General features: G+C 62.6%; 22 protein-coding genes. 9 read left to right on the forward strand and 13 right to left on the reverse strand.

The window, feature by feature from the left end; genetic code table 11:
* Positions 1–19: 19 nt before the first annotated feature.
* The 6 genes from M8997_RS17295 to M8997_RS17320 all read left to right on the forward strand — a co-directional run bounded on the left by M8997_RS17295 (position 20) and on the right by M8997_RS17320 (position 7,252).
* Complete coding sequence (locus tag M8997_RS17295) at positions 20–1,324, forward strand: FAD-binding oxidoreductase (protein WP_250015997.1); 1,305 nt, start codon at positions 20–22, stop codon at positions 1,322–1,324.
* Between the two features lie 62 nt (positions 1,325–1,386).
* Entirely contained in the window at positions 1,387–2,427 is a 1,041-nt protein-coding gene (locus M8997_RS17300; RefSeq protein ID WP_250015999.1) for an ABC transporter substrate-binding protein, read from the forward strand.
* 23 nt (positions 2,428–2,450) lie between these two features.
* Positions 2,451–3,323, forward strand: a complete 873-nt coding sequence (locus M8997_RS17305) for an ABC transporter permease (protein ID WP_250016002.1) — start codon at positions 2,451–2,453, stop codon at positions 3,321–3,323.
* A 3-nt stretch (positions 3,324–3,326) separates the two neighbouring features.
* Positions 3,327–4,124, forward strand: a complete 798-nt coding sequence (locus M8997_RS17310; protein ID WP_250016003.1) for an ABC transporter permease — start codon at positions 3,327–3,329, stop codon at positions 4,122–4,124.
* The gene (locus M8997_RS17315; protein WP_250016004.1) at positions 4,121–5,815 is read left to right on the forward strand and encodes a GMC family oxidoreductase; all 1,695 of its coding nucleotides are present in this window, start codon (positions 4,121–4,123) and stop codon (positions 5,813–5,815) included. Before M8997_RS17310 ends, M8997_RS17315 begins: the two co-directional genes overlap by 4 nt.
* Before the next feature lie 12 nt (positions 5,816–5,827).
* Complete coding sequence (locus M8997_RS17320) at positions 5,828–7,252, forward strand: aldehyde dehydrogenase family protein (protein ID WP_250016005.1); 1,425 nt, start codon at positions 5,828–5,830, stop codon at positions 7,250–7,252.
* 89 nt (positions 7,253–7,341) lie between these two features.
* On the opposite strand, the gene M8997_RS17325 is transcribed toward M8997_RS17320, so the two are convergent.
* The gene (locus tag M8997_RS17325; RefSeq protein WP_250016006.1) at positions 7,342–8,667 is read right to left on the reverse strand and encodes an FAD-binding oxidoreductase; all 1,326 of its coding nucleotides are present in this window, start codon (positions 8,665–8,667) and stop codon (positions 7,342–7,344) included.
* Positions 8,668–8,899: 232 nt separating this feature from the next.
* Here M8997_RS17325 and M8997_RS17330 point away from each other — a divergent pair, with 232 nt between their 5' ends.
* On the forward strand, positions 8,900–9,376 hold the full coding sequence (locus M8997_RS17330; RefSeq protein ID WP_250016007.1) for an Lrp/AsnC family transcriptional regulator: 477 nt from the start codon (positions 8,900–8,902) through the stop codon (positions 9,374–9,376).
* A gap of 19 nt (positions 9,377–9,395) precedes the next feature.
* Here the strand turns inward: M8997_RS17330 and M8997_RS17335 are convergent, their stop codons facing one another.
* The 6 genes from M8997_RS17335 to M8997_RS17360 all read right to left on the reverse strand — a co-directional run bounded on the left by M8997_RS17335 (position 9,396) and on the right by M8997_RS17360 (position 17,113).
* Positions 9,396–11,057 (reverse strand): ABC transporter ATP-binding protein, encoded by a 1,662-nt coding sequence (locus M8997_RS17335; protein WP_250016008.1) that lies wholly within the window; start codon positions 11,055–11,057, stop codon positions 9,396–9,398.
* A complete protein-coding gene (locus tag M8997_RS17340) occupies positions 11,057–11,914 on the reverse strand; it encodes an ABC transporter permease (protein WP_250016010.1) in 858 nt (285 codons plus the stop codon). Before M8997_RS17340 ends, M8997_RS17335 begins: the two co-directional genes overlap by 1 nt.
* 2 nt (positions 11,915–11,916) lie before the next feature.
* Complete coding sequence (locus M8997_RS17345) at positions 11,917–12,867, reverse strand: ABC transporter permease (RefSeq protein ID WP_250016012.1); 951 nt, start codon at positions 12,865–12,867, stop codon at positions 11,917–11,919.
* 79 nt (positions 12,868–12,946) lie between these two features.
* A complete protein-coding gene (locus tag M8997_RS17350; protein ID WP_250016014.1) occupies positions 12,947–14,557 on the reverse strand; it encodes an ABC transporter substrate-binding protein in 1,611 nt (536 codons plus the stop codon).
* A 317-nt stretch (positions 14,558–14,874) separates the two neighbouring features.
* Positions 14,875–16,251 (reverse strand): aspartate aminotransferase family protein, encoded by a 1,377-nt coding sequence (locus M8997_RS17355; protein ID WP_250016016.1) that lies wholly within the window; start codon positions 16,249–16,251, stop codon positions 14,875–14,877.
* Between the two features lie 22 nt (positions 16,252–16,273).
* Entirely contained in the window at positions 16,274–17,113 is an 840-nt protein-coding gene (locus tag M8997_RS17360) for a GNAT family N-acetyltransferase (protein ID WP_250016018.1), read from the reverse strand.
* Positions 17,114–17,440: 327 nt separating this feature from the next.
* Here M8997_RS17360 and M8997_RS17365 point away from each other — a divergent pair, with 327 nt between their 5' ends.
* Entirely contained in the window at positions 17,441–18,109 is a 669-nt protein-coding gene (locus M8997_RS17365) for a haloacid dehalogenase type II (RefSeq protein ID WP_250016019.1), read from the forward strand.
* 39 nt (positions 18,110–18,148) lie between these two features.
* On the forward strand, positions 18,149–19,426 hold the full coding sequence (locus M8997_RS17370; RefSeq protein ID WP_250016020.1) for an FAD-binding oxidoreductase: 1,278 nt from the start codon (positions 18,149–18,151) through the stop codon (positions 19,424–19,426).
* A 48-nt stretch (positions 19,427–19,474) separates the two neighbouring features.
* On the opposite strand, the gene M8997_RS17375 is transcribed toward M8997_RS17370, so the two are convergent.
* Genes M8997_RS17375 through argE form a run of 6 tightly spaced genes read right to left on the reverse strand, consistent with a single transcriptional unit; the run spans position 19,475 to position 25,906 of the window.
* A complete protein-coding gene (locus M8997_RS17375) occupies positions 19,475–20,929 on the reverse strand; it encodes an NAD-dependent succinate-semialdehyde dehydrogenase (RefSeq protein WP_250016021.1) in 1,455 nt (484 codons plus the stop codon).
* Between the two features lie 17 nt (positions 20,930–20,946).
* Complete coding sequence (locus M8997_RS17380) at positions 20,947–21,990, reverse strand: tartrate dehydrogenase (protein WP_250016022.1); 1,044 nt, start codon at positions 21,988–21,990, stop codon at positions 20,947–20,949.
* Entirely contained in the window at positions 21,987–23,465 is a 1,479-nt protein-coding gene (locus tag M8997_RS17385; protein ID WP_250016023.1) for an aldehyde dehydrogenase, read from the reverse strand. The genes M8997_RS17380 and M8997_RS17385 overlap by 4 nt, the downstream gene beginning before the upstream one ends.
* 13 nt (positions 23,466–23,478) lie before the next feature.
* On the reverse strand, positions 23,479–23,835 hold the full coding sequence (locus M8997_RS17390) for a cupin domain-containing protein (protein ID WP_250016024.1): 357 nt from the start codon (positions 23,833–23,835) through the stop codon (positions 23,479–23,481).
* A 13-nt stretch (positions 23,836–23,848) separates the two neighbouring features.
* A complete protein-coding gene (locus tag M8997_RS17395; protein ID WP_250016026.1) occupies positions 23,849–24,772 on the reverse strand; it encodes a glyoxylate/hydroxypyruvate reductase A in 924 nt (307 codons plus the stop codon).
* Between the two features lie 9 nt (positions 24,773–24,781).
* Positions 24,782–25,906, reverse strand: a complete 1,125-nt coding sequence (gene argE / locus M8997_RS17400) for an acetylornithine deacetylase (RefSeq protein ID WP_250016028.1) — start codon at positions 25,904–25,906, stop codon at positions 24,782–24,784.
* Positions 25,907–26,048 lie beyond the last annotated feature (142 nt).

Here is a 26,048-nt window from a genome sequence, read left to right on the forward strand (position 1 = left end):
CCAAAAACGAACCAGACCGATGACCACCCAACCTCCCCTTCCCGACATTCAATCCCTGTGGCAGGAAACGGCTGCAAGCCGTCCTGCTTTCGATGAAATGTCCAGCGGTCATCGGTTTGACGTTGCGATAATCGGCGGCGGATATACGGGCCTGTCGACCGCGCGCTATCTTGCGCGCCGCGGCCTGTCAGCCGTGGTGCTGGAGGCGAGCCGGATCGGCTGGGGCGCAAGCGGTCGCAATGGCGGCGTGGTGTCCGGAAAATTCCGGTTGTCGTTCTCCGACATCGCCGCACGATACGGTCTCGATACCGCACGCCGCATGCACGACCTGGGCATCGAGTCGATCGACCATGTCGGGGAATTGGTGGAAGACTACGGCATTGCCTCTGCCGGGTTTCATCCCACAGGTTCGCTGCGCTGTGCGCACAACCAGGTTTCGCTCGATGGACTCAAGAAGGAAGTCGCGTGGCTGCACGGCACGCTTGGTGATCGCGCATGCTCCATATTGTCACCCGAGGAAATGGAGGCCGAGACCGGTTCGCGCGACTTCGTTGGCGGCATGCTGAACACGCATGGTGGCGTCATTCATCCACTGAATTTCGTGCTGGGCATTGCAGCCGGCTTGAAGGCCGCGGGCATCGCCATCCATGAGAAGGCGCCGGTCACAGCGATCCGGCGGGACCGCAACGGCGTAGTACTCGAAACTCCTCACGGCGCCGTGTCGGCCGGTCAAGTCGTGATCGCCACAAATTCCTATTCCGACCTGACGCCGGCAACCTCGGCGGTGCGAAAGTCCATCATCCCGTTCCGCTCTGCCATGATCGCCACCGAGCCGCTGACGGACAGCGCCTATGCAAGCCTGCTGTCGCAGGACCGCAGCTACACGGAGACGCGCCGGATGATGCGATGGTTCCGTAGAGCCGGAGACCGGGTGATTTATGGTGGCCGCGGCGCCTTCGGCAAAACCGATTCCGAAGGCGCTTTTGCAGCTCTCCACAAAGCGATGGTCCGCCAGTTTCCGGAACTGGCGGCGGTATCGGTGACGCACCGTTGGTCGGGCCTGGTCGCCATGACCATGGACAGCATTCCCCATCTTGGCCGGCTCGACGACCGCGTGGTCTATGCCGTGGGCTACAACGGCACTGGCGTCGCGATGGCCTCCAACATGGGCCGCTATGTGGCGGCCATGGTTGCGGGCGAGAGCCCCGATCTCGGGCTCCTCACACGCACACCGCTGAAGCCCGTGCCCCTCTATCCCATCAGGGAGCCAGTCGTCCGGCTTGTCGCCGGCTGGTACCAGTTCCTCGATGCAATCGGGCGCTAAGACCCGAAAGTCGCGTAGCAACCGGGGCATAATGTCCCCGCCAAGAAAGAGGAGAACCAGTAATGGCCTATAGACTTTCCATCATCGCGCTTTCCGTATCAGCTGCGGTCTTTCTGGCTGGCACGGCTTCAGCCGAACAAATTACCTTCGTGTCGCAAGGTGGCGCTTATCAGGAGGCCCAGACCCAGGCAATCCTGGATCCGGTTGCCGAACTGCTCGGCATTACCATCAACCAGGACAGTGCCCCCGACGCATGGCCGGTCATCAAGACGCAGACAGCATCTGGCAAGGTTATCTGGGACGTGGTCGACACCCCGGCGAAGGACTGCATACGGGGGGGCGAGCAGGGCATGATCGAGAAGCTCGACTTCTCCAAGATTCCCAATGCGGAGAAGATGCCGGCCGAATACAAGAGCCCTTATTCAGTTGCCTATGAATTCTATTCGAGCGTACTCGCCTACAACAAGGACAAGTTCGGCGACAACGCTCCCAAATCCTGGGCCGACTTCTGGGACGTGAAGAAATTCCCGGGCACGCGCGCTCTGCGCAACCATCCGCTGGCAACGCTCGAAGCTGCGCTGCTCGCTGACGGCGTGCCGGCCGACAAACTATATCCGCTCGATGTAGACCGCGCCTTCAAGAAGCTCGAGGAGATCAAGCCGCATGTAGCCGTGTGGTGGACCTCCGGAGCGCAGTCGGCGCAATTGCTTGCCGACGGCGAAGTCGACATGGAGATGGCCTGGAACGGTCGCGTGGCCGCGGTCGTCAAGGAAGGTGCGCCGATCGGTTATTCCTTCAACGAGGGGTTCCTGCAGTACACATCGCTTTGCGTCCTCAAGGGCGCACCCAACCAGGAAACCGCAGTAAAGTTCGTCAATGCCGCGCTGACGCCCGATATCCAGGCGAACTTTCCGACCTATATCGACTACGGGCCCGCGAATCCGGAAGCCTACAAGACAGGCAAGATTTCCGCGGAACGCGCAGCCGAGATGCCCAGCTCACCCGAGAATGCGAAACTCCAGGTCCTTGTGTCGGACGAATGGTGGAGTTCACCGGCTGGCGAGGACGCGCAGAAGCGTTGGGCCGCGTTTATCCAGCAGTAATCATCAGCCTTGGAGGCGAACTGATGGCACAGTCGATACGAAACCCCGCGGAGTTGCATGAGCGGCGCGAGCAGAGGCTCATGATGATCCTGCTGGCTCCGGCCCTGCTGGTCATCACCGTGCTGCTGGTCCTGCCGCTCCTTTGGTTGGCCTGGCAGTCGATCCGGCAGGACGGCGGCTTCACGCTTGCCCATTACGAGCGGTTTCTGACGGACTCTGTCTATTGGGTGACCTTCCTCCAAACCTTCCGCATCGCCGTGACCGTTACCCTGATGACTGTCATCCTCGGCTACCCCGTCGCCTATGTGGCGGCGGGTCTGCCGCAACGTTGGAGCATCCTTGTTCTTGCGATGGTTCTGCTGCCATTCTGGACTTCGGTACTTGTGCGCGCCTATGCCTGGCTGATCCTGCTGCAGCGCAATGGCATCATCAATTCGGTTCTGACCGGGTCGGGGCTGATCGACGAGCCGTTGCGCCTGGTCAACAACGAGTTCGGCACGGTCATGGCGACGATCCATATCCTGCTGCCTTTCATGGTGCTGCCGCTCTATGCGACGATGAAGAAGATCCCGGGCGAGCTGACCATGGCGGGCGCCAGCCTCGGCGGCTCGCCCCTGCATGTCTTCCTGCGCGTATTCCTGCCGTTGTCACTTCCAGGCATGATCGCGGGCATGGTGTTGGTCTTCGTGCTGACGCTCGGCTTCTATATAACACCGGAACTTCTGGGAGGTGGGCGCACCTACATGGTGTCCATGCTGGTATCGCGCAACATCGAGGTCTACAACGAATGGGGCGCCGCCTCGTCAATCAGCGTGGTGCTGATGGTCTGCGTCTTTCTGGTCTTCCGCCTTGCGAGCCTGCTCATTCCGTTCGAACGCATCATGGGAACGAGGTGACGCATGAACCGTTCAAAGTTCCTTCTTTACGGCTTCGTGGCCCTCATCCTTGCCTGGCTGATGATACCGGTCCTGATTATTCTGCCAATGTCCTTTTCCGGTGCGCGCTTCCTCGCATTTCCCCCACCCTCCTGGTCGCTGAGGTGGTACGAATCCTATCTGGGCAGCGCCGCCTGGATGCAGGCGACCCGAGTCAGCCTGACCGTCGCTGTCTGCAGCGCCTTCATCTCGACCATCTTCGGCACGGCTGCGGCCTATGCCCTGAACCTCACGCAATCGCGCCTGGTGCGTAGCCTGCAGGCTCTGCTGCTGCTGCCATTGATCGTACCGATCGTCATCACCGCCGTCGGCATCTTCCTCGTCTATGCGCAGGTCGGATTGCTCGCTTCCATGACCGGGCTCATCCTCGCCAATGTGATGCTGGGTTTGCCCTATGTCGTCACCTCCGTCCTGGTCGGGCTTCGCAAGTTCGACCATACCCAGGAAATGGTGTCGCGCAGCCTGGGCATGAACCGGTGGCGCACCTTCTTTGCCGTCACTCTGCCGCAGATCCGGCCGAGCGTGATATCCGGCATGCTGTTCGCCTTTATCTCGGCGATCGACGAAACCGTTGTCGCGCTTTTCATCTCTGGTGGCGAAAACCAGACTCTGACCAAGAAAATGTTCACCGCGCTTCGGGACGAGATCGATCCGACGATCGCCTCGATCAGTTCATTGCTGACGACGGTTTCCTTCATCCTGCTGATGCTGGCGGCGCTGAATGCGCGTAATACCGAGCGCTCCCAGGGGCGGGCGACATGATCGTCGACCACCTGATCCTGGGTGGAGGGTCCGCTGGCTGCGTGCTGGCTGCCCGGCTCTCGGCCGATCCGAGGCGAAGGGTCGTTCTGGTCGAAGCCGGGCGCAACATCTCGGCAGACGATATCCCCGACGATATCCGCAGCCGCTATCCTGGACGCGCCTATCTCGACACGCGCAATATCTGGTGTGAATTGACGGCCATGATGGGTTATGCCCGATCCAATGCCGCGCCCCGTTCATCGCGGCGCTACGAGCAGGCACGACTGCTGGGTGGCGGTTCGGCGATCAATGCGCTGATGGCCAATCGCGGGGCACCGGCGGACTATGCCGATTGGCAAGGGTTGGGGGCAGAGGGCTGGGACTGGGACGATTGCCTACCCTATTTCCTCAAGATCGAGGCCGACAGGGATTTCCGCGGCCCGCTGCACGGACAGGACGGGCCGCTCACCATCCGCCGCGTCTCCGATGACAAGATTTCACCCTTCGTCGATCGCGTCATGAAGACGCTTGACCGGCGCGGCCATCCGATCAAGCCCGACCAGAACGGTCCCTGGGAAGACGGCGTCTTTCGCGGTGCAGTCGCCGTCAGCGATCGCGGCGAGCGGATGCCGACCTCGCTGGCCTACCTGACGCCCGATGTCCGCAAACGGACCAATCTCCGCATCATCACCGAAAGCGTCGCAACTCGGATCCTGTTCGACGGCCGTCGTGCCACGGGGGCGCAACTGTCGGGCGCAACGATGGAGACCATCCATGCGGCAGAAGTGATCATCTCTGCCGGCGCGATCCATTCGCCGGCCTTGCTTCTGCGGTCCGGCGTTGGCCCGGTCCGCGATCTCGCACCCAAGGGCGTCGATGTCGTGGCCTCCCGCGAGGGTGTCGGACGCAACCTGATGGAACATCCCTCCATCGCCGTCGCAGCCTACCTGCCGCCCCATATGCGGGTACGCGACGAATCCGAACATCACGAACAGGCCGTCTGGCGCTTTTCCTCTGGCCTCGACGGCACCCCAAGCGGCGACATGCACGCCGCTATCCTCTCGCGGTCGGGCTGGCATTCCATCGGGCAGCGTCTAGGGAGCCTGTTTTTCTGGGTCAACAAATCCTACTCCCGTGGCGTGGTGAAACTCGCCTCGACCAACCCGACATGCGAGCCGGACGTCGATTTCAGGATGTTGAGCGACGAGCGTGACCTGATCCGGCTCAAGCTTGCCGTTCGCATGGGCGCCGAAGTGCTGTCCGATCCCTTCATGAACGGCCATCGCGGTACGGCCTTTCCCTCCAGTTACTCGCCGCGTGTCGCGAAGGTGGCCGTACCCGGCGCGTGGAATGCGCTGCAGCGCGGCATTCTTTCGGGCTTGCTCGACGTAGCAGGGCCGTTCCGCCCTGCCCTTGTCCATTCGGCGATCACGTTGGGAACGACGATGAACGGTCTATTGACCGACGACGATGCTTTAACGGAGTTCGTACGGCGCCATGTCGGCGGCACGTGGCATCCATCGGGGACGTGCCGCATGGGATCGGCCGACGATCCGATGGCGGTGACGTCACCGACGGGACGAGTGTACGGCATCGAGGGATTGCGGGTCTGCGATGCCTCACTGATGCCCTCCATTCCATGCGCCAACACCAATATGCCCACGATCATGATCGCAGAACGGGTCGCCGATTTCATCCTGGCCGGCCGCTGATGGGAGAGATCAATGCAAAGACATCTTAAATTCTACATCGACGGCGCTTGGGTCGACCCGATCGGCGACCAGCGGCTGGCGGTCGTCGATCCTGCGACGGAGCAACCCTTTGCCGAGATCGCCATGGGGTCGGCGGCCGATGCCGAGCGCGCCATCGTTGCCGCCCGCCATGCGTTCGCGACCTTCTCCCTGACCACGCACGAAATGCGCCTGGCGCTGCTAGAGCGCATCGTCGCAATCTTGAAACGGCGTAATGACGAGATAGGCGATGTCATAATGCGCGAAATGGGTGCGCCCCGCCGTATGGCACGGGAGGAGCAGGTCGGGATCGGCATCGCTCATTTCGAACAGACTATCAGCGCCATGCGAAATTTCGCCTTCGAGTACATGCAGGGCACCACCCGGATCGTGCATGAGCCGGTCGGCGTTGTCGGCATGATCACGCCGTGGAACTGGCCGATAAACCAGATAGCCTGCAAGGTGGCGCCGGCGCTCGCCTCCGGCTGCACGATGGTGCTCAAGCCATCCGAGATCGCCCCGGTCAACGCCATCCTGTTTGCGGAAGTTCTGCATGAAGCGGGTGTGCCTGCGGGCGTGTTCAACCTGATCAATGGCGATGGCCCGACCGTGGGCGCGGTGCTCGCCAGCCATCCCGAAATCGACATGATCTCCTTTACCGGCTCTACCCGCGCCGGGATTTCCGTGGCGCAGGCAGCGGCGCCGACAGTAAAGCGCGTTCACCAGGAACTTGGCGGCAAGTCGCCGAACATCGTGCTCAGAAGCGCCGATCTCGACGTGGCGGTTCGCGCCGGTATTGCCAAGTGCTTTGCCAATTCCGGCCAGTCATGCAATGCACCGACACGCCTGCTGGTGCCGGCGGAAAGCATGGATCGGGCAATCGGCTTGGCTCGGCAGGCCGCCGAGGCGGTTCGCGTCGGCGCGCCGGCCGATCCGGCGACCGATATTGGTCCCATCGTCAGCCGGATGCAGTTCGACAAGGTACAGAGTCTCATTCGCAAGGGCGTCGAGGAAGGCGCCGAACTCGTGAGTGGAGGACCAGGCCGACCGCCACATCTCAATGCCGGCTACTACGTCCGGCCTACGATCTTCGCCCGCGTTACCAACGACATGACTATCGCCCGCGAGGAAATATTCGGCCCCGTCCTGTCGATCCTGGGCTACTCAAGCGAGGATGAAGCGGCCGAGATCGCGAATGACACGCCCTATGGCCTGGCGTCCTATGTCCAGGGCGAAGCCGGGGAGGCGCGCGCTTTCGCACGACGACTGAGGACAGGCATCGTTCGTCTGAACAGCTCGGCCTGGGACGGTGCGGCTCCCTTCGGCGGTTACAAGCAGTCCGGCAATGGTCGCGAATATGGCAAGTTCGGGCTTCACGAGTTCACGGAAGTCAAGGGAATCGTCGGTTTCGGCGACTGACGACGCCGCGACCCGCGCTTTCATCGTGTGCGCAGGCAATGCTTGGCCGGGCTTGCACGGAGCGCCCCATTCAGCCGTCAGGACCAGCGCTAGAAATCCGCAACCTTGCCCCATGCGCTGCCATCGAGACGCTCGGGCCTGTAAGGCGCCGGATCGACGACCGGTTTACGCCCGAGGATGGTGTCGGCAATCATATGGCCGGCGCCGGGGCCGATGCCGAAGCCATGACCGCTGAAACCCGCCGCAAGGATGAAGCCCGGTATGGTCCCGATCTCGCCGATGGCGGGAACGCCGTCGGGCGTGCTGTCGATATAGCCGGCCCATCTGTCCGCGATCGGCATTCTGGCGATTTCCGGCAGCAGCGCCGCGGCTCTCCGGTAGGTCAGATCGATCTGCGCAGCATCCGGTCTGGGATCGAGGATACGGTTCCGCTCCATCGGTGTGATTTCGTCCAGCGACCATTTGCGCAATGTTTCGTGGCCGTTGTGCCAGCCGCCCAGGCCGCCCGGCGCAAGACTGCGCCAGCGGCGCAGGAACATCGGCACGAAGACCGGGCTGAAGCGCAATTGCTGCGGTGTCACGTCGACGCGCGCACGACCGCTGATCGCCACCGTATAGCCGCCATTGCTGCGGCGGGTGATCGAGACTTGTGACGTATGGAGCGCATCCGGCAGGCCGACGGCGCCGGGCGCAACGGCCAGGATGGATGCGCGGATCGAAGCCTGCGGGAAGCGAACGCCAAGCTGGTTGCAGAAGGACGATGCCCAGGCGCCGCCAGCCATCACCACCGTTCGGGTGCGGATGGTGCCCGCCTCGGTTACGACGCCGCTGACGCGGCCGGCGCTGAGCTCCAGGCCGCGCGCTGCGCAATTCTGGTGGACGGTGCCGCCGGCGGCCATGATGCCGCGAGCGACCACCGGCACGGCGCGCGAAGGATCGGCTGTGCCGTCGCTCGGCGAAAAGACGCCGCCTTTCCAGGCGCGACCCGTCGCCCTGCCCCGCTCCGCTGCTTCCGCAGCGCTCAACATATGCGTCGTCACACCGACGGTCCTGGCAAAGTCGCGCCATTTTGCCCAGCCGGCGATCTCCGCATCGTCCTGTGACAGATAGAGCAGGCCGCAACGACGGAAGCCGGTATCTTCGCCGGTTTCCTCGGCAATCTTCTCCCATAGTTCGAGGCTCTTTGTCGCCATCGGCAATTCGCGCGCATCGCGGTTCTGCTGGCGGCACCAGCCCCAGTTGCGGCTGGATTGTTCGGCGGCAATGCGGCCCTTTTCGACGAGCGCGACCCTGGCGCCGCCGCGCGCGAGATAGTAGGCGGCGAATACCCCTACCACCCCGCCTCCGATGACAACGACATCTGCCTCTTTCGGCAGGGTCGGACTCGTTACGATATGCATCAGCGGGGCAGGCATGGGCGGAACTCCGGAGTTTCCATGTATCCTAGAGCAGCTTATGCCGTGCCAGGCGTCGCAATAGCTGTTTTCACAGAATTTCCTGTGGTTTTCGGCACTTATGACGGGCAAATATTGCGTGTAATAGAGTGGTCCAGCCGCGACGGCGGCTATGTTTCGTCGCGATGGGCCTCATTGCGGCGACAACCGAAAAAGATGATAATCAACCAGGGCACCGATCATTGGCAGCATCATGAAACTCGACAAAATCGACATCCGGATCCTATCCGAAATGCAGAAGAATGGGCGGATCACGAATGTCGAGCTGGCCGAGCTCGTCCATCTTTCTCCCAGCCCCTGCCTGATGCGGGTCAAGAAGCTCCAGTCGGAAGGTTATATAACCGGCTATTCGGCGCAGATCGATGTGTCCAAGCTCGGCCAGACATTGACCGTCTTCACCGAGATCACGCTCAAGAACCACCGCCAGATCGATTTCGCGCGCTTTCTCGCAACGGTCGAGAAGATCGATTCCGTCATCGAATGCCATCTGGTCTCCGGCGGCTACGACTATCTGATGAAGTTCGTCACGGCGGGCATCACCGATTACCAGACGGTCATGGAGCGGCTGATCGACATGGATATCGGTATCGACAAATATTTCAGTTTCGTCGTGCTCAAATCGCCGATCGTCAAGGCGCATCTTCCACTGGATTCGATGTTCAACGAATAGAGCCCGGCAGCTGGTGCAGTCAGCTACGGTCGAAGCTACGCATCAGTTCCGGATCCTGCTCCAGACTATCCAGCCATGTCGGATCGAGCTTCGGCACCGATGAGAACAACAGCCGCGAATAGGGATGGCTCGCCGTGCTTCCCATCTCGTCGGGGCTGAGCTGTTCGACCTTCCGCCCGGCATACATGACGGCGACTTCGTCGCAGATCGCGCGCACCGTCGACAGATCATGGCTGATGAAGAGGTAGGACACCGAGAGTTCGCGCTGCAGCTCCTTCAGGAGCTCGATGATCGCCGCGGCAACGACAGTATCGAGCGCGGATGTGATCTCGTCGCAGAGGATGAGCTTCGGATCGGCTGCGAGAGCCCGCGCCAGGTTTATGCGCTGTTTCTGCCCGCCGGAGAGTTCGGCCGGGCGGCGGTAGCGCATGGCCCGGGGCAGCCGCACCATGTCGAGCAGCTGGTCGATCCGCGCTTCCCGGCCCCTGCCGTCCATATCATGATAGAAGGCCAGCGGCCGAGCCAGGATATCGGCGATGGATTTGTTCGGATTGAGCGCCGTATCGGCAAACTGGAAGACGATCTGCAATTCGCGCAGCTGGTCGCGGCTGCGCATGCGCAGGTCGCTGTGCATCTCCTTGCCCTCGAAATATATCCTGCCGCGCGCTGCAGGCAGGATGCCGGCGATGACCCGCGCCAGCGTGGACTTGCCGCAGCCGGATTCACCGATGATGCCGAGATTCTGCCCGCGGGCGAGATGCAGGCTGACATTGTCGACGGCAGTCAGCACGGGATTGCCGGCCTTGTCGATCATGCCATAGCCGGCCACGACGTTTTCGACGACCAGCAAGGGCGCGGGCTTCTCCGTCTCGGGCCCGCTCGCAGCGGCGCGGGGCGCCGGTTCGAAGGCGCCCAGAAGCTCCCTTGTATAGGGATGCTGCGGATTGCGCAGGATATCCTCGGTACTGCCGATCTCCTGCACGGCGCCGTTCTTCAGCACGACAATACGGTCGGCGATCTGCGCCACCACCGCTAGATCGTGCGAGACGTAGACGCCGGCGATCCCGTTCGACCGCATCACCGATTTGAACGCGCGCAGCACTTCGATCTGGGTGGTGACGTCGAGCGCCGTCGTCGGCTCGTCGAATATCACGAGCTTCGGATTGCCGATGAGCGCCATGGCCGCCGAGAGCCGCTGCAGCTGGCCGCCCGAGACCTGATGCGGATAGCGGTCGCCGATGGTTTCCGGGTTCGGCAGGGCCAGCGCCTTGAAAAGCTCGATAGCCTTGCTGCGGGCCTTGTTGGCCGGCATGAGGCGATGGATGCGGGTCACTTCTATCACCTGGTCGATGATCCGGTGTGCCGGATTGAACGAGGCAGCGGCGCTTTGCGGAACATAGGAGACTTCCGTGCCCCGTTTGCGCGCTCTTTTCCGCTCGGAGAGCTTTGCGATATCCTCGCCGCCCAGCGCGATCCTGCCGCTAACGATACGGCAACCCGGCCGGGTATGGCCCATCAGCGACAGCGCGATCGTGGTCTTTCCCGATCCGCTCTCGCCGATCAGCGCGACGATCTCGCCCGCCGCGATATTGAAGCTCACATCGCGGATGATCTCGACCTTGCGGCCGGAATCGGTTTTGGCATCGACGCGAAGTCCGGAGATCTCGACAATATTGGCCATTACGCGCTCCGATCTCGGATTTTCCGGGGAAGGTTGTCGATCAGCAGGTTGACGCTGATCGTCAGGCTGGCGATCGCGATCGACGGGAACACGACGGCCGGCGCGGCGAAGGAAAGCCCTCCGATGTTCTCCTTGACCAGTGCACCCCAATCGGCAAAGGGCGGCTGCACGCCGAGGCCGAGGAACGACATGCTGGACAATAGCAGGACGACGAAGACGAAACGCAGCCCGAAATCCGCCAGCACGGGGCCGATGATCCCCGGCAATATCTCCGAACGGATGAGATAGCCGAGCTTTTCGCCTCGGGCCCGCGCCACGGTGACATAGTCCATGGTGTTGATGTTGATCGCCAGCGAACGGGCGAAGCGATAGCTGCCGGGCGTATAGATCACCGCCATGGTCACGATCAGGATCGGGATCGAGGAGCCGACGGCGGCCACGACGACGAGCGCCAATATCTTGCTCGGGATCGAGGTGAGCGCATCGAGAAACCGGCTGAGGGCGGCATCGAACCAACCGCCGATCACCGCTGCCATCATGCCGAGCGTCACGCCGCAGAAACAGGCCAGCACGACCGAGGCGAGCGAAATCCCGACGGTGAAGCGCGCGCCGTGGATGATGCGCGAGAGCATGTCCCGACCGAGATAATCGGTGCCGAGCGGGAACTGAGCGCTCATTGGACCGAAGAAGTCGAAATCGACGATCTCTCCGACCGGGTGCGGCGCTATCCATGGCGCCAGTATGGCGACGAGCGCCCAGGCGAGAATGATCAGAAACGAAACGATACCGAACAGGTTGAAGCGATATCCGAAGCGCGGCGATTTGGTGTCGGGTTGGTCGAGGACGGGTGCGGACATGATTATCGTAGCCTCGGGTTCGATGCGATGGCGATAAGGTCGGCAAGGGTGATGAGCAGGAGATAGCCCAGGCAGAAGATCATCGCGCAGGCCTGTATCAGCGGCAGGTCGCGCGTTGCGACCGCATCCAGCATCAGCTTGGCTATGCCGGGATAATTGAAAATGGTCTCGACGATGATGACGCCGCCAAGCAGGTAGGAGAGCGAAAGCGCCACCGCATTGACGATGGGGCCGAGCGCATTCGGCAGGGCGTGGACCAGCACCATGCGGCTGCGCGAGGCACCTTTCAGCAACGCCATTTCGAGATAGGGCGCATCCAGCGTTTCGACGACGGCGGCGCGCGTCATGCGGATCATCTGCGCCGAAATCACGAAGCTCAAGGTGATGACCGGCATGGCGAATGCCTTCAGGAGGCCGCTGAACGACGTCACCTCATTGGCCATGGAAAGAGCGGGCAGCCAGCCGAGATAGACCGCGAATACGATCACCGCGATCGTCGCGACCATGAATTCCGGCACGGAAATCACCGAAATCGTGATGATCGACACCAGGCGGTCGTAGATCGTGCCGCGCATGATCGCCGCCGTGATGCCGAGAAACAAGGCGATCGGCACCGAGATGCCGGCGGTGATGCCCGCCAGCCTGAGCGAATTCACCAGGCGGCTGCCGATGAGATCGGCGATCGGAACATTATTGGTGTAGGAGACGCCAAGGTCGCCGGTGAAGAGGTTTCCAAGCCAGTAGATGAAGCGCAGGAACGCCGGCTGGTCGAGGTTCATCGCCGCGCGAAGCCCGGCGACCGCCTCCGGCGTTGCCGCCTGCCCCAGAAGTATCTCCGCCACGTCGCCCGGCAGCATCTCGGTTGCGAAGAAGATCGTGAACGCGACAATGAGCAGCGTCAGCAGCGCAATGACGAGGCGTTTGGCGATGAGACTCAACAATGGAGATTTCATGATGCACAGCCTGCAACTCGGAAAGGGGAAACTGCTCGGACACCGTCATAGCGGCGTCCGGGCGCGGCAATGATACCGGTCAGGCTTCCAGCCAGGCGTATTCGGCGAAGGCAAAGCCCATCATCCCGCCCAGCGGATTCGGCTCCAGGCCGTGCAGCTTCGGCGAGATCGCATCGACATTCGACATGAAGACCGGGATGACCGTGCCGGCTTCGTTGGAAACCATTGCCTGCATCTCGCCGTAAATGTCCTTGCGCTTCGCCTCGTCCAGCAGACCGCGCGCTTCCAGCAGCATGGAGTCGAACTTTTCGGATTTGTACTGGCTTTCGTTCCAGGGCGCGTCGGATTTGTACAGCAGCGAAAACAGGATGTCGGGGGTCGGGCGCGCATTGATATTGCCGTAATGCACCGCGTCCTTCAGCCAATGGTTCGACCAGTAGCCATCCGAGGGCACGCGGTCGATGACGATCTTCTGGCCGATGGACGACGCGGCCTGCTGCAGCACCATCGCATAATCGAGCGAGGAGGACGCCGCCTCGGCCGCGGTAATATGGATCTCCTCGCCGAGTACACCGGCCTTTTCGAGCAGCGACTTGGCGCGCTCGGGATCGTATTCGCGCTGCTTGAGTTCGGCATTGTAGTAGCGGCTCGTATCCGGCACCGGATGATCGTTGGCGATCTCCGCCAGCCCGCGCAGCACCGATTTCTGGATGATCTCGCGGTTGGTGAGATATTTGAAGGCCTCCGCGACCCCGGCCTTGTCGCCCGGCGTCATGTCCAGCCGGACGTTGAGATTGGTATAGGTGCCGAGCTTCGAGATGAACAGCTTGGCCGCCGGATTGTTCTGGAGCACGCGCAGCGAACGCGGATTGAGATTGGCGGCAAGCTGGATATCGCCGGAAAGCACCGCATTCATGCGGGCGCTCTCATCGGAAATCGCAAAGAACTCGAATGAGTCGAGATGCGGTCCGTTGTTCTTCCAGTAGTTTTCGTTGCGCGCCGCAAGCGAGCGAACGCCCGGCTGGAACTCCTTGCAGACGAACGGACCCGTGCCATTGCCCTTGGAGAAGTCGGTAGTTGCATTTGCAACTATCATGAAATGATGCATGGCAAGGATGGTCGGAAGATCCGCATTCGGGCTGTCGAGCGTGATCTCGACCGTCGTATCATCGATCTTCTTCGTCCCGGAAATCTGCTTTGCGAGCGCATTGACCTTGGAACCGACGGCGGGATCGAGGTGCCGCTGCAGCGAAAAGACGACGTCATCGGCGGTGAGGGATTTGCCGTCATGGAAGGTCACGCCCTTGCGCAGCTTGACCGTCCATGTCCTGGCGTCGGCACTTTCGATGCTTTCGGCCAGTTCCATCTGGATCTGGCCCTTGCCGTCGAGGAAGGTCAGGCGATTGTAGAAGGCGCAGCAGCGAACATAGTCGGTGGCGTTCGACGCCTTGGCCGGATCGAGCGTATCGGCGGTGGAGGCGCTGAACCCCGCGGCCTTGACGAAGCCGCCCTTGACGGGGGTCTGCGCAAGTGCCGACGTCGCCCGGCCGAGAATGGATGCGCCGGCAATGGCGCCAACGCCTCCGAGCATCATCATCTGAAGCAGCTCGCGCCGGGTCGCACCGCGCCGGATCGCATTTTCAATCATCCGGTCATCGGAGGATGTCCAATCGGTAATCTTCTCGTTCATAAGAATTCCCCTTTTTTGGCGGTTGCGTCAGATGCACCGATTTATGAGCATCGGCTTCATCGTTTTCATGGTTTCAATCGTCAACGAACCTCATTGCAGTGGTGGCCTCGAACCGGCGCAGTGCTGCGGATGCCGGTCGCATATCGGGCAAATCTCCGTCCGGATCGAGCGGGTCCGGGTTCCGCAGCTGCCTTTGCCAGCCATGACAGTGTCCTATGGACGCGCGCATCATTTGCGCTGAATAGGCGAAGCACGGCAGCATAAAATTGCGAATCTTCGGTATTTGCCAAATTCCGCCGCAACCGCGCTTCGCGTTCTCAATCGCGCATGGCCGCGCGGACATCCTCGTCGGCAAGCGTCTGGTCCAGCGTCAGGCGCGTGCGTTCGATGATGGCGTCAATGTCCTCGTCCGTACAGCAAAGCGGCGGCGCATAGCCGAGCACGCCATTGGCGAAGGCGCGGATCACAAGGCCATTGTCCCAGGCGCGGTCGAAGATGCGGCGCGCCGGATCGGCATCCGCCGGCAATGGCGTCTTGCGCTCCTTGTCGGTGACGAGTTCGATCGCCGCCAGCATGCCACGGCCGCGAATATCGCCGACAAGCGGATGATCCGCCAGCGACTGGAGCCCCGCCATCAGGCGCTTGCCGGCCTTGCGGCCGTTTTCAAGCAGCCCGGCCTCGTAGAGACGCAGGCATTCGAGACCGATTGCGGCGCTGACCGGATGCGCGGAATAGGTGTAGCCATGGCCAACAGCCGCTTTGCCGGCACCGTCGGCAATCGTATTGTAGACATGTTCCGACATGAAGACGGCACCCATCGGCGCGTAGCCGGATGTCAGCCCCTTGGCGACGGTGATGAAGTCCGGAACGATGTCCTCGTCTTCGCAGGCAAAGAGCGGCCCGGTGCGGCCAAAGCCGGTGATGACCTCGTCGGCGATGAAAAGCACGTCGAACTCCTTGCACACCGCGTGCATGGCCTTGAGCCATCCTGCCGGCGGCACCAGGACACCGCCCGAGCCCTGTATCGGCTCGACGTAGAAGGCGGCGACGCGTTCCGCGCCGAGTTCCTCGATCCTGGCGCGCAATGCAGCCGTCGATGTATCGATGATCGCTTTGGGGTCGGTGCCTGCCGGATTACGGTAGACATAATGCGAGGGAATCTTGTGCTGCCAGTCATAGGGCACGCCGAAACCCGCGTGAAAGGCCGGGAGGGCCGTGAGGCCGGAGCCCGCCGTCGAGGAGCCGTGATAGCCATATTCGACCGAGATGAACTGGTCCTTCTGCGGCTTGCCCCTGGCATGCTGGTAATAGCGGATGAAGCGAATGGTGCTGTCGACGGCGTCCGATCCGCCGAGGGTAAAATAGACATGGTTCAGATCGCCCGGCGCCCTATCTGCCAGTTCGGATGCAAGGCGGATGGCCGGTTCCGAGCCCAGGCCGAAATAGCCGGTGGCATAGGGCAATTCGCGCAATTGCTTCGCGGCGGCTTCGACGATGCTGTCCTGGCCATAACCGGCATTGACGCACCAGAGGCCGGCGAAACCATCGAGCAGGCTGTGGCCCGAAGCGTCGGTGACGGTTGCACCCTTGCCGGATTGCAGCACCCGCACACCCGCGGCTTCATGGCCGCGATAGGAGGAAACCGGATGCACCAGATGGGCGCGGTCGAGTTCGATCAATGAATTGCTGAGCATGATATTCTCCGATTCTACCTGTTCAACCGAGAGCCTGATTGACGAGTGCATAGGTCTGGTACGGCTCGCTCGCTGCGGCCCGCACGTCGGCCCCTCGCCGCATGGTGACGCCGCCGCCGACATGCGAGAGCCCATGTTCGGTGAGCCATGGCGCCAGATTGGTGGACCTGTCCGTGTCCACGCGCACGAATTCGCCCGCATGGTTCGAAAGCACGAAACTGATGAGCGCACGAGCCTCGGCAGCGTCTCTCGCAACCACCGGGCCGATGACGAGGCCACGGCCGAAGCGACGAACCGCGGCGAAGGCTTCGACCTGACCTTCCGGGCGAATGACCGCGAACCGCGCGCGCTCGTCGAGCAGCCGCATCAGTTCGGAGCGGTCATACTTCTTCGCCAGCCGGTCGAGCACGCGGATGCGCTCATGATCGCCGGTCGTTGCCCATGTAACATTGTCCGGTGCTTCGACTTTCGACGCCACGCCCTGGTGCTGCGCGATTTCGCCGGTGGCGACAAAGCCCAGCTTTTCATAGAGCGGCAGCCCGTCCTTGGTCGCAACGAGCAGGCATGTCCGTCCGCCCGCGGCATCGAGGGCTGCCTGCATGAGCTTCCGCCCCAATCCGCGGCCCCGCATCGCCTCGTCCACGATAACCATGTTGATGGTGGCGATGTCTTCGCCGAAAGGCGTCATCATCGCCGTACCGACCACGCGCCCATCCTCGAATGCGGCCACGCCGGTGCTGAGGGCCAGCATCATCGCCCAGTCTTCGCGCCGGTGCGGCCAGCCCGCCTGCCGGGACAGGGTGACGGCGGCAGCGAGGTCTGCCGATGCCAACTCCCCGATGGTAATTTGCGTCGTTGTCATGCCTTCTTCCAGATCGCTTCTCTCCAGGAACAAATTAGGCTGCCGGGAGCAGCAGTTCCTCCCGACCAGCACGTCCGGGCAGCGCAATTTCACTGTCCTTCCGCGCCAGCGCCGCATCTTATGCCGCGACAATCACCAAACCGTTCCGGGACGCCGCGCCGATGCGTATCCGACGAAGGTTCGGACGCAACTCTCTGCCAAAGCTGCAGTCAGATACGAAACAATCTGCTTCGGCTGCGGGTCATTGCAGTGATTAGTCCATCCGCCGGCAATTATTATGGATCGGGAGGGCACCGCAGTGTCCGCAAGGCTTAGGAAGGATCAGACATGGCCCAGTTCAGACCGAAATACATCACCTTCGATTGTTATGGCACGCTGACGAATTTCCAGATGTCGCAGGCCGCCTGCGAGCTCTATGGCGACCAGCTCGACGAGCAGGCGATGCAGAAGTTCAATGCCGACTTTACCGCCTATCGGATGGATGAGATACTCGGCGACTGGAAGCCCTATGACGAGGTTATCCACAATGCGGTCGAGCGGACGTGCAGGAAGCACGATGTGGCTTTCAATGCGGAAGACGCGCGCAAGGTCTATGAGAAGGTTCCGACCTGGGGACCGCATCCCGACGTGCCCGCCGGCCTTGCCAGGGTCGCGAGGGAAATCCCGCTCGTCATCCTCTCCAACGCCATGAACGAGCAGATCCATTCCAATGTCGAAAAGCTCGGCGCGCCGTTCCACGCCGTCTATACGGCGCAGCAGGCACAGGCCTACAAGCCGCGCTTCAAGGCTTTCGAATATATGCTGGACCAGCTCAATGCCCGGCCGGAAGACATTCTCCACGTCTCCTCGTCGTTCCGCTATGATCTGATGTCGGCACATGATCTCGGCATCAGGAACAAGGTCTGGGTCAACCGTGGCCACGAGCCGGCAAACCCCTATTACGGCTATACCGAGATCAAGGATATTTCGGGATTGCCGGGCGTCGTCGGGCTTTAACCGCGCGTTCCACGAGCGCCGCCACGGAGAGAAAAGCCGATGCAGTTCAAGCCCTATTGGCACGATACGACGCCGCCTTTCACCGGCGCGGAGCCGAACCCGCCGGAAGGGCATTATGACGTCGCGGTGATCGGCGGCGGCTTTACCGGATTGTCGGCGGCACTGCATCTGGCCAAAGCGGGCACCCGCGTCGCCGTCTTCGAGGCGGGGCATGTCGGCTCCGGCGCGTCGGGTCGCAATGGCGGCCATCTCAACAACGGCCTGGCGCATAGTTACATCGCCGCCAAGGAGCATCTCGGACCGGAGCGCGCCCGGGCGCTCTACAAGGCGTTCGACATTTCGGTCGATACGGTCGAGCGCATCGTTCGGGAGGAGAATATCGATTGTTCCTTCCGGCGCGCCGGCAAGCTGAAACTTGCGTCAAAACCGGCGCATTTTGACAGTCTCGCGCGCAATTTCGAGGCTATTCACGCCGAAGTCGATGCCGATACGGCGCTGCTGCGACGCGGCGATCTCGTCGGCGAGGTCGGCTCGAACGATTTCCACGGTGGGATGCTTTCGCGCAAAAGCGCCATGATGGATATGGGCCGCTATGTCGGCGGCCTGGCGACCGCAGCCGCCCGGCATGGAGCGGTGATCTTCGAAGGCACGCCCGTAACCGAGCACAAGACCGACAGCGGCGGCCATCGGATCGTCACGCCGCGCGGCAGCATCACGGCTGACAGCGTCATCCTCGCGACAGGCGCCTATACGGATGCCGGCTTTTCATATTTTCGCAATCGCATCATCCCGGTCGGGAGCTTCATCATCGCCACGCGCCCGCTGACGCAAGCCGAAATCGCGGCGACCATGCCCGGCAACCGCACCTATGTGACCTCGATGAACATCGGCAATTACTTTCGCCTCGCACCCGATAATCGCATGATCTTCGGCGGTCGCGCACGCTTTTCGGCAACATCCGACCAGCGCTCGGACGGCAAGAGCGGCGCGATCCTGCGCGCCAACCTCGTCCGGCTCTTTCCGCATCTGGCCGATGTCGAGATCGACTATTGCTGGGGCGGCCTCGTGGACATGACGCAGGACCGGTATCCCCGCGCGGGCTTTGCCAACGGCGTCTGGTATTCCATGGGCTATTCCGGCCATGGCGCGCAGATGTCCACGCAGATGGGCATCCATCTGGCGGACGCCATCCTCGGGCGCGGTGACCGCAATCCGTTCGCCGGCCTGGAGTGGCCAGCCATCCCCGGCTATTCCGGCAAGCCCTGGTTCCTGCCGCTGGTCGGCCTCTACTATAAATTCCTCGACAGGGTGCAATGATTTCTCAGCTGCGAAGCAAAGGCGGGAAACCCCGCCTTCTCTCCTGTCTCAGAGCCCGCCGACATGCAGCGTCTTGACCTCGAGATATTCGTCGATGCCGAGTCTCGACCCTTCCCTGCCAAGTCCCGATTGCTTGACACCGCCGAAGGGTGCGACCTCCGTCGATACAAGGCCGGTGTTGAGGCCGACCATGCCGAACTCAAGCGCTTCGGCGACGCGCCATGACCGCTTGAGATTTTCGGTGAAGAAATAGGCTGCAAGACCGAACGGCGTGGCATTGGCGATGGCAATAGCTTCCTCTTCGGTTTCGAAGCGAAACAGCGGAGCCACGGGCCCGAACGTTTCTTCCGACGCAAGCAGCATATCGGTCGTCGCGCCGCCAAGCACGATCGGACGCGCATATTGCCTGCCCTCCGCCATCTTCTCGCTTTGCGCCAGAATACTTGCACCGCGGCCGAGGGCATCGCTGACATGGCGCTCGATCTTTTCGATGGCCGCATGATTGATCATCGGGCCGATCGCAACGCCTTCCTCGGTGCCTGCGCCCACTTTCATGGCCGAAACGCGCTCGGCAAGCTTCGAGGCGAAGGCTTCATAAATGCCGGATTGCACCAGGATGCGGTTGGAGCAGACGCAGGTCTGGCCGCCATTGCGGAACTTCGAGGCGATGGTGCCTTCGACCGCCTGCTCCAGATCCGCATCGTCAAAGACGATCAGCGGCGCGTTGCCGCCGAGTTCGAGGCTGAGCCGCTTGATGCTGTCGGCGGCACCCTTCATCAATAGAGCGCCGACCCGCGTCGATCCGGTAAAGGATATCTTGCGGACGGTCTCGTTCGCCATCAGTTCCTTGCCGATTTCCGTCGGCATGCCGGTGACGATATTGATGACCCCGGCCGGGATACCCGCCCGTTCGGCCAGCACGCCAAGCGCCAGCGCGGAAAAGGGCGTGAACTCCGAAGGCTTGACGACCACCGTGCAGCCGGCCGCGAGCGCCGGCGCCACCTTGCGGGTGATCATGGCGTTCGGGAAGTTCCAGGGTGTGATGATCGCGCAGACGCCGACGGCTTCCTTCAGGACGAGAATGCGGCGGTCGGCCGTTGGGGACGGAATGGTAGCGCCGTCGATACGACGGGCTTCTTCCGCAAACCATTTGACGAAGGACGCGCCATAGCGGATCTCGCCCAGCGCCTCGTCGAGCGGCTTGCCCTGTTCGAGCGTCAGCAGCAGCGCAAGGTCCTGCTCGTGCTCGATCATCAGCGCGTGCCAGCGCTCCAGCAGTGCCGCGCGCTCGGCATGGGTCTTCTTCTTCCAGCTTTTGAAGGCGAGCGATGCCGCCTCGATGGCCGCTCTGGTCTCGGTAGCGTCCATGTCGGGAATGGTGCCGAGCCTGTCGAGCGTCGCCGGATTGGTGACATCGACATCTGCGCCCGACGCCGCGTCGCGCCAGTCGCCGCCGATGAGTGCCTGCTGCCGGAACAGCCCCTTGTCTTTCAATGCGTGCATGGTTTCCTCGTTTCTGCTCAAGCCATGGCGGCAAGCACGGCCCGGGTGATGGCGTCCGTGCTGTCCTTGCCGGCGATCGTGCCGATGCCCTGTGTCGTTGCCACCTCGATCGCCGCCATGATGCCCCGCGCCGCCTCCTGCTCGCCGAGATGTTCGAGCATCAGCGCCGCCGACCAGATGGCCGCGATCGGATTGGCTATGCCCATGCCGGCAATGTCCGGCGCGGAGCCGTGCACCGGCTCGAACATCGACGGCGCGCTGCGGTCGGGGTTGATATTGGCCGAGGCGGCGTAGCCGAGCCCGCCCTGGATGGCGGCGCCGAGATCGGTCAGGATGTCGCCGAAGAGGTTGGACGCAACGATGACGTCGAGGCCTTCCGGCGCCATGACCATGCGTGCCGCCATGGCATCGATGTGAAAGAACGAAACTTCGACGTCCGGATAGTCCTTCGCCACCGCGCGCGTGACCTCGTCCCAGAACACCATCGAATATTTCTGCGCGTTCGACTTCGTCACCGAGGCGAGCTTCCTGCGGCGCACGCGCGCCTGCTCGAAGCCGAAGCGGATGATGCGTTCGACGCCGGTGCGGGTGAAGATCGCCGTTTCGACCGCGACTTCATCGCTGGTGCCCATATGCACGCGCCCGCCCGCGCCGGAATATTCTCCCTCGGTGTTTTCGCGAATGCAGAGAATATCGAAACCGTCGGAACGCAGGGGACCGGTGACACCCGGCAACAGCCGGTGCGGCCGGATATTCGCATATTGCACGAACGCCTTGCGTATCGGCAGCAGAAGGCCATGCAGCGATACGGAATCCGGCACTTCCGCCGGCCAGCCGACCGCGCCGAGATAGATGGCGTCGAATTTGCGCAACGTCTCGATGCCGTCTTCCGGCATCATGGCGCCGGTCTCGCGGTAATAGGCACAGGACCACGGGAAGCGCTGGGCTTCGAGGCCGAAGCCGTGGCGCGAGGCTGCGGCTTCCAGCACCTGCCATGCCGCGTCGGTGACGTCGCGGCCGATGCCGTCGCCCGGGATAAGCGCTATGGAATGGTTCTTCATGAATTGTTTCCTTCGATGTCGATGAGCACGCTCTTGTATTTGCGGTTGGCGAGATAGGCTTCCCGCCCGAGATCCTTGCCGATCCCCGAACTCTTATAGCCTCCTGTCGGCAGAATGTGATCGCGCGAACGCCCATAGCGGTTCACCCAGATCGTCCCTGCCTGCAATCGCTTCATCACGCGCATCGCGCGCGACAGGTCGCGCGTGAACAGGCCCGCCGCCAGCCCATAGGTCGGATGATCGGCGAGCGCGAGCGCCTCCTCTTCCTCGCGGAATGTCTGCAGCGTTAGCACCGGGCCGAATATCTCCTCGGTGACGGCGGGAGAATTGCCATCGACACCACGCAGGAGGGTCGGCTCGTAGAAATAGCCCTCCACATCCATCCGCCGGCCGCCGACGACGCATTCGGCGCCAAGGCTGGCGGCGCGCTTGACGATCTCGTCGATGCGGCCGAGCTGCCGCTCCGAGATGATCGGCGAATATTGCGTATTCTCGTCCCAGGTCAGGCCCGGTTCGATCCTTGCCATGTGGCGCGCGATGGCCTCGCTCAACGCATCGGCAACCTCCTCGGCGACGATCAGGCGCGAGCCGGCGACGCAGACCTGGCCGGCATTGGCCAGGATACCGCGCGAGATGGCGGCCGCCGCAAGTTCGAGATCGGCATCGGCGAACACCACCTGCGGGCTCTTGCCGCCGAGTTCCAATGTCATGGGTTTGATGCCGGTGCGGGCTATGTTCGCCATGATGGCGCTGCCGGCAGCGGTCGAGCCGGTGAAACTCACCTTTGCGATATCGGGATGGCCGGTGATGGCATTGCCGGTCGTCGGACCATCGCCGAGGACGATGTTGATCAATCCGGCCGGAATACCGGCCTTCACGGCAAGTTCCGCCATGAGAAGCGTCGAGAAAGGCGTGATTTCCGACGGTTTGAGCACGACCGCATTGCCGGCGGCGAGGGCCGGTCCGAGCTTCCAGCCCGCCATGGAAATCGGGAAGTTCCACGGCGTTATCGCACCGATGACGCCATAGGGCTCGCTGAGCGTCATGCCGAAACTGTCGGTGCTCGTCGGCGCTACGACGCTGCCCTCCTTGTCGGCGAATTCCGCGAAGAAGCGTATCTGCTCGGCCGTCACGGCGATGTCGCCCTCGGCGAGCTGCACGACCGGACGGGTCGAGCAGAAGGCCTCGAGCCGGGCCAGCGCCGGCGCCTCCTGGTCGATCAGGTCGGCCCAGCGATACATGGCGTTCAGCCTTTCACGCGGCCGCGCATCGGCCCAGCCGCTCGATTTCAGCGCTTCCCGCCCGGCCTGGACCGCGCGATCGACCAGGGACGCATCGGCGACCGGGCAGCCGCCATAGGCCATGCCGTCGGATGGCCGGCGCATTTCCAGCGCCCCTTCGGCCGCCACGCGCTCGCCGGCTATGAAGTGATGAAAGGGAAGCTCAAGCGTCTCCGGGTCAAAGCTTAGCGTCATGGTCGCCCCGCGCTCATTCGTAGACGCAGACATAGATCTTGCGAACGGTTTCGATCGTGCGCCATATCCCGACAAAGCCGGGCTTCATGACGAAACTGTCGCCGGCGCGGTAGATCTTCGTCTCCCCGCCCTTCTCCTCGATCTCGACGAGGCCGGAAAGGATGTGGCAGAATTCGAAGGTCGTTCCCTTGATCGAATGCGTTTCGCCCGGCGTCGCCTCCCAGATTCCCGTCAGCACGTGCTCGTCCTTCGAAGCATCCTGCGCCCAGGTCTTGAAAGCCGGATTGCCGGATATCAGCCGTTCGGGGGTCGGGAGTGCTTCCTTGGGTGCAAAATCCGGGTTCGTATCGATGGTGATCAGAAGTGACATGGCATTTCCTTGGTTAATAGCCGAGTGTTCGATCGACGAGGCCGACCATTTCCTTGCCGTCGCGGTGGCGACGGATGTTCTCGATGACCGCCCTTGCAGCCGTTCCCGGCTGGGTGACGGAGGCGATATGCGGGGTGATCACGACCTTCGGATGCGACCAGAGCCGGTCTGCGGCAGGCAGCGGTTCAGGATCGGTCACATCGAGCATCGCGCCGGCGATATGGCCGCTGTCGAGCGCCGAGATCAGCGCGTCATGGTCGAGCTGCGGCCCGCGGCCGACATGAAGCAGCCGCGCACCCTCGGGCAGCCGGGCGAAGAGCTCGGCATCGAGAATGCCTTGCGTTTCGTCCGTCAGCGGCAGGAGGCAGACGAGAATATCCGCCTGTTGCAGGAAGTCCGCAAACCGGCCCGCCCCGGAGAAACATTCGACCCCGTCGATTTCCTTGCTGTTGCGGCTCCAGCCGGACAGCGCGAAACCGAAGGGCTTCAGGCGCTCGATCGAAGCCTGCGCCAGGAGGCCGAGGCCGAGGAACCCGACGCGGCGTTCGCTGGCCGGCGGTATGGCCAGCGGCCGCCATTGCGCTTGCCTTTGTTGTTCGCGATAGGCCGTCATCTCGCGGTGCAGCGTCAGGACGCCGAGCGCCACATATTCCTGCATCATCCGGGTGATGCCGTCTTCGATCATGCGCACGAGCTTGACGTGCCGGGGCACGCTGCCCGGCTTGAACTGGTCAACTCCCGCGCCGATCGAAAACAGGATTTCGAGATTGGAATAGCGCGCGATATCCTCCGGCGCCGTCCAGCTGATCAGATAGCGAATCCTCTCGGGCTCGACGCTCTCGCCGGCCTGAAAGAACTCGATATCCGGCAGCTCCCGGGCAAAAGCCTCGCGAAAGATGGCGCCGCGCGCCGCATCGGAATTGAAGAGAAAAGCCATGGCGCCGCGCTACGATGTGAGACGCGCCGCGAGGCCGGCAATCATCTGCTGGCATGCGGCGAGTTCCCGGGTTTCGATATATTCATTGGGACGGTGAGCCCGGTCGATACTGCCGGGGCCACAGATGATCGCGTCGATGCCGGCATGCTGATAGAGTCCAGCCTCGGTGCCGTAACTGACCGCAGCAAGCGCCTTCTCCCCCGTCAGCTCGACCATCAGCCCGGCGAGCGCATGTTCGGCGGGCAGCGACAATGCCGGATAGGCGCTCATGTCGTCCCAGGCGGTTTCATAACCCTGCTCGCGCAGGGCAAATAGCTGCTGCTTCACCGGCTGGAGCAATGATGCCGGCGAAACGCCCGCGATGGCGCGCGCCTCGACCTCCGCCGTGCAGCGATCCGGGATGATGTTGATCGCCTGGCCGCCCGCGATCACGCCGAACTGCAGGGACGAATAAGGCGGTTCGAAATTCGCATCGAGCGGGCCGTTCGCGAGCGCCTGCCCATGGAGTGCCGCCTGCGCGACGATGACGGCCATGGCATGGACGGCGTTCAATCCGAGGTCCGGCCTCGACGAATGGCCCGGCCGGCCGATCACTTCGAGCCTGGCCGCGGCTTTCCCCTTATGCGCCAGCACGGGCTGCATCCCGCTCGGCTCGCCGATGATGGCGCCGAGAGGCCTGGCGCAAAGACCGGGCAGCGCAGCAAGGAGATGCGGCACGCCGCGGCAACCCGCCTCCTCGTCATAGGAGAAGGCGAGGTGAACCGGCCGCGCCAGCCGGCTCGCGGCAAGCTTCGGCAGGGCGGCCAGCGCACAGGCGAGGAACCCCTTCATGTCGGTGGTGCCGCGGCCATGGAGCCTGTCGCCATCCCGCCGCAGAGCGAACGGATCGCCCTGCCAGCCCGCCTCGCCCGCCGGCACCACATCCATGTGGCCTGAAAGAACATAGCCGGGTGTCTCGCGCGGGCCGACGGAGATGAACAGGTTGCTCCTGTCTCCTTCCGGCCCCGGAAGCACGGCTACCTCGGCGCCTGCCGCGCGCGCATAGGCGGCGATCCAATCGGCGATCGCGTGGTTTGGCGATCCGACGACAGACGGAAATCCGATCAGCTTTGCCAGAATTTCTTCGACCTGCATGGGCTGCCACATTGTAAGAGCAATCTTCGATATGGCAGCATAGCCCGCCCGGGCAGCGTTCCATGCCGAATACGGCGGCGCTTCGGACGAAGATTGCGAATTGCCCGCGTCAGGAAGCAAGTCCTGCCGGAGTTGCCATGCG

It is taken from the genome of Phyllobacterium sp. 21LDTY02-6, assembly GCF_023554255.2.
Classification (GTDB): domain Bacteria; phylum Pseudomonadota; class Alphaproteobacteria; order Rhizobiales; family Rhizobiaceae; genus Phyllobacterium.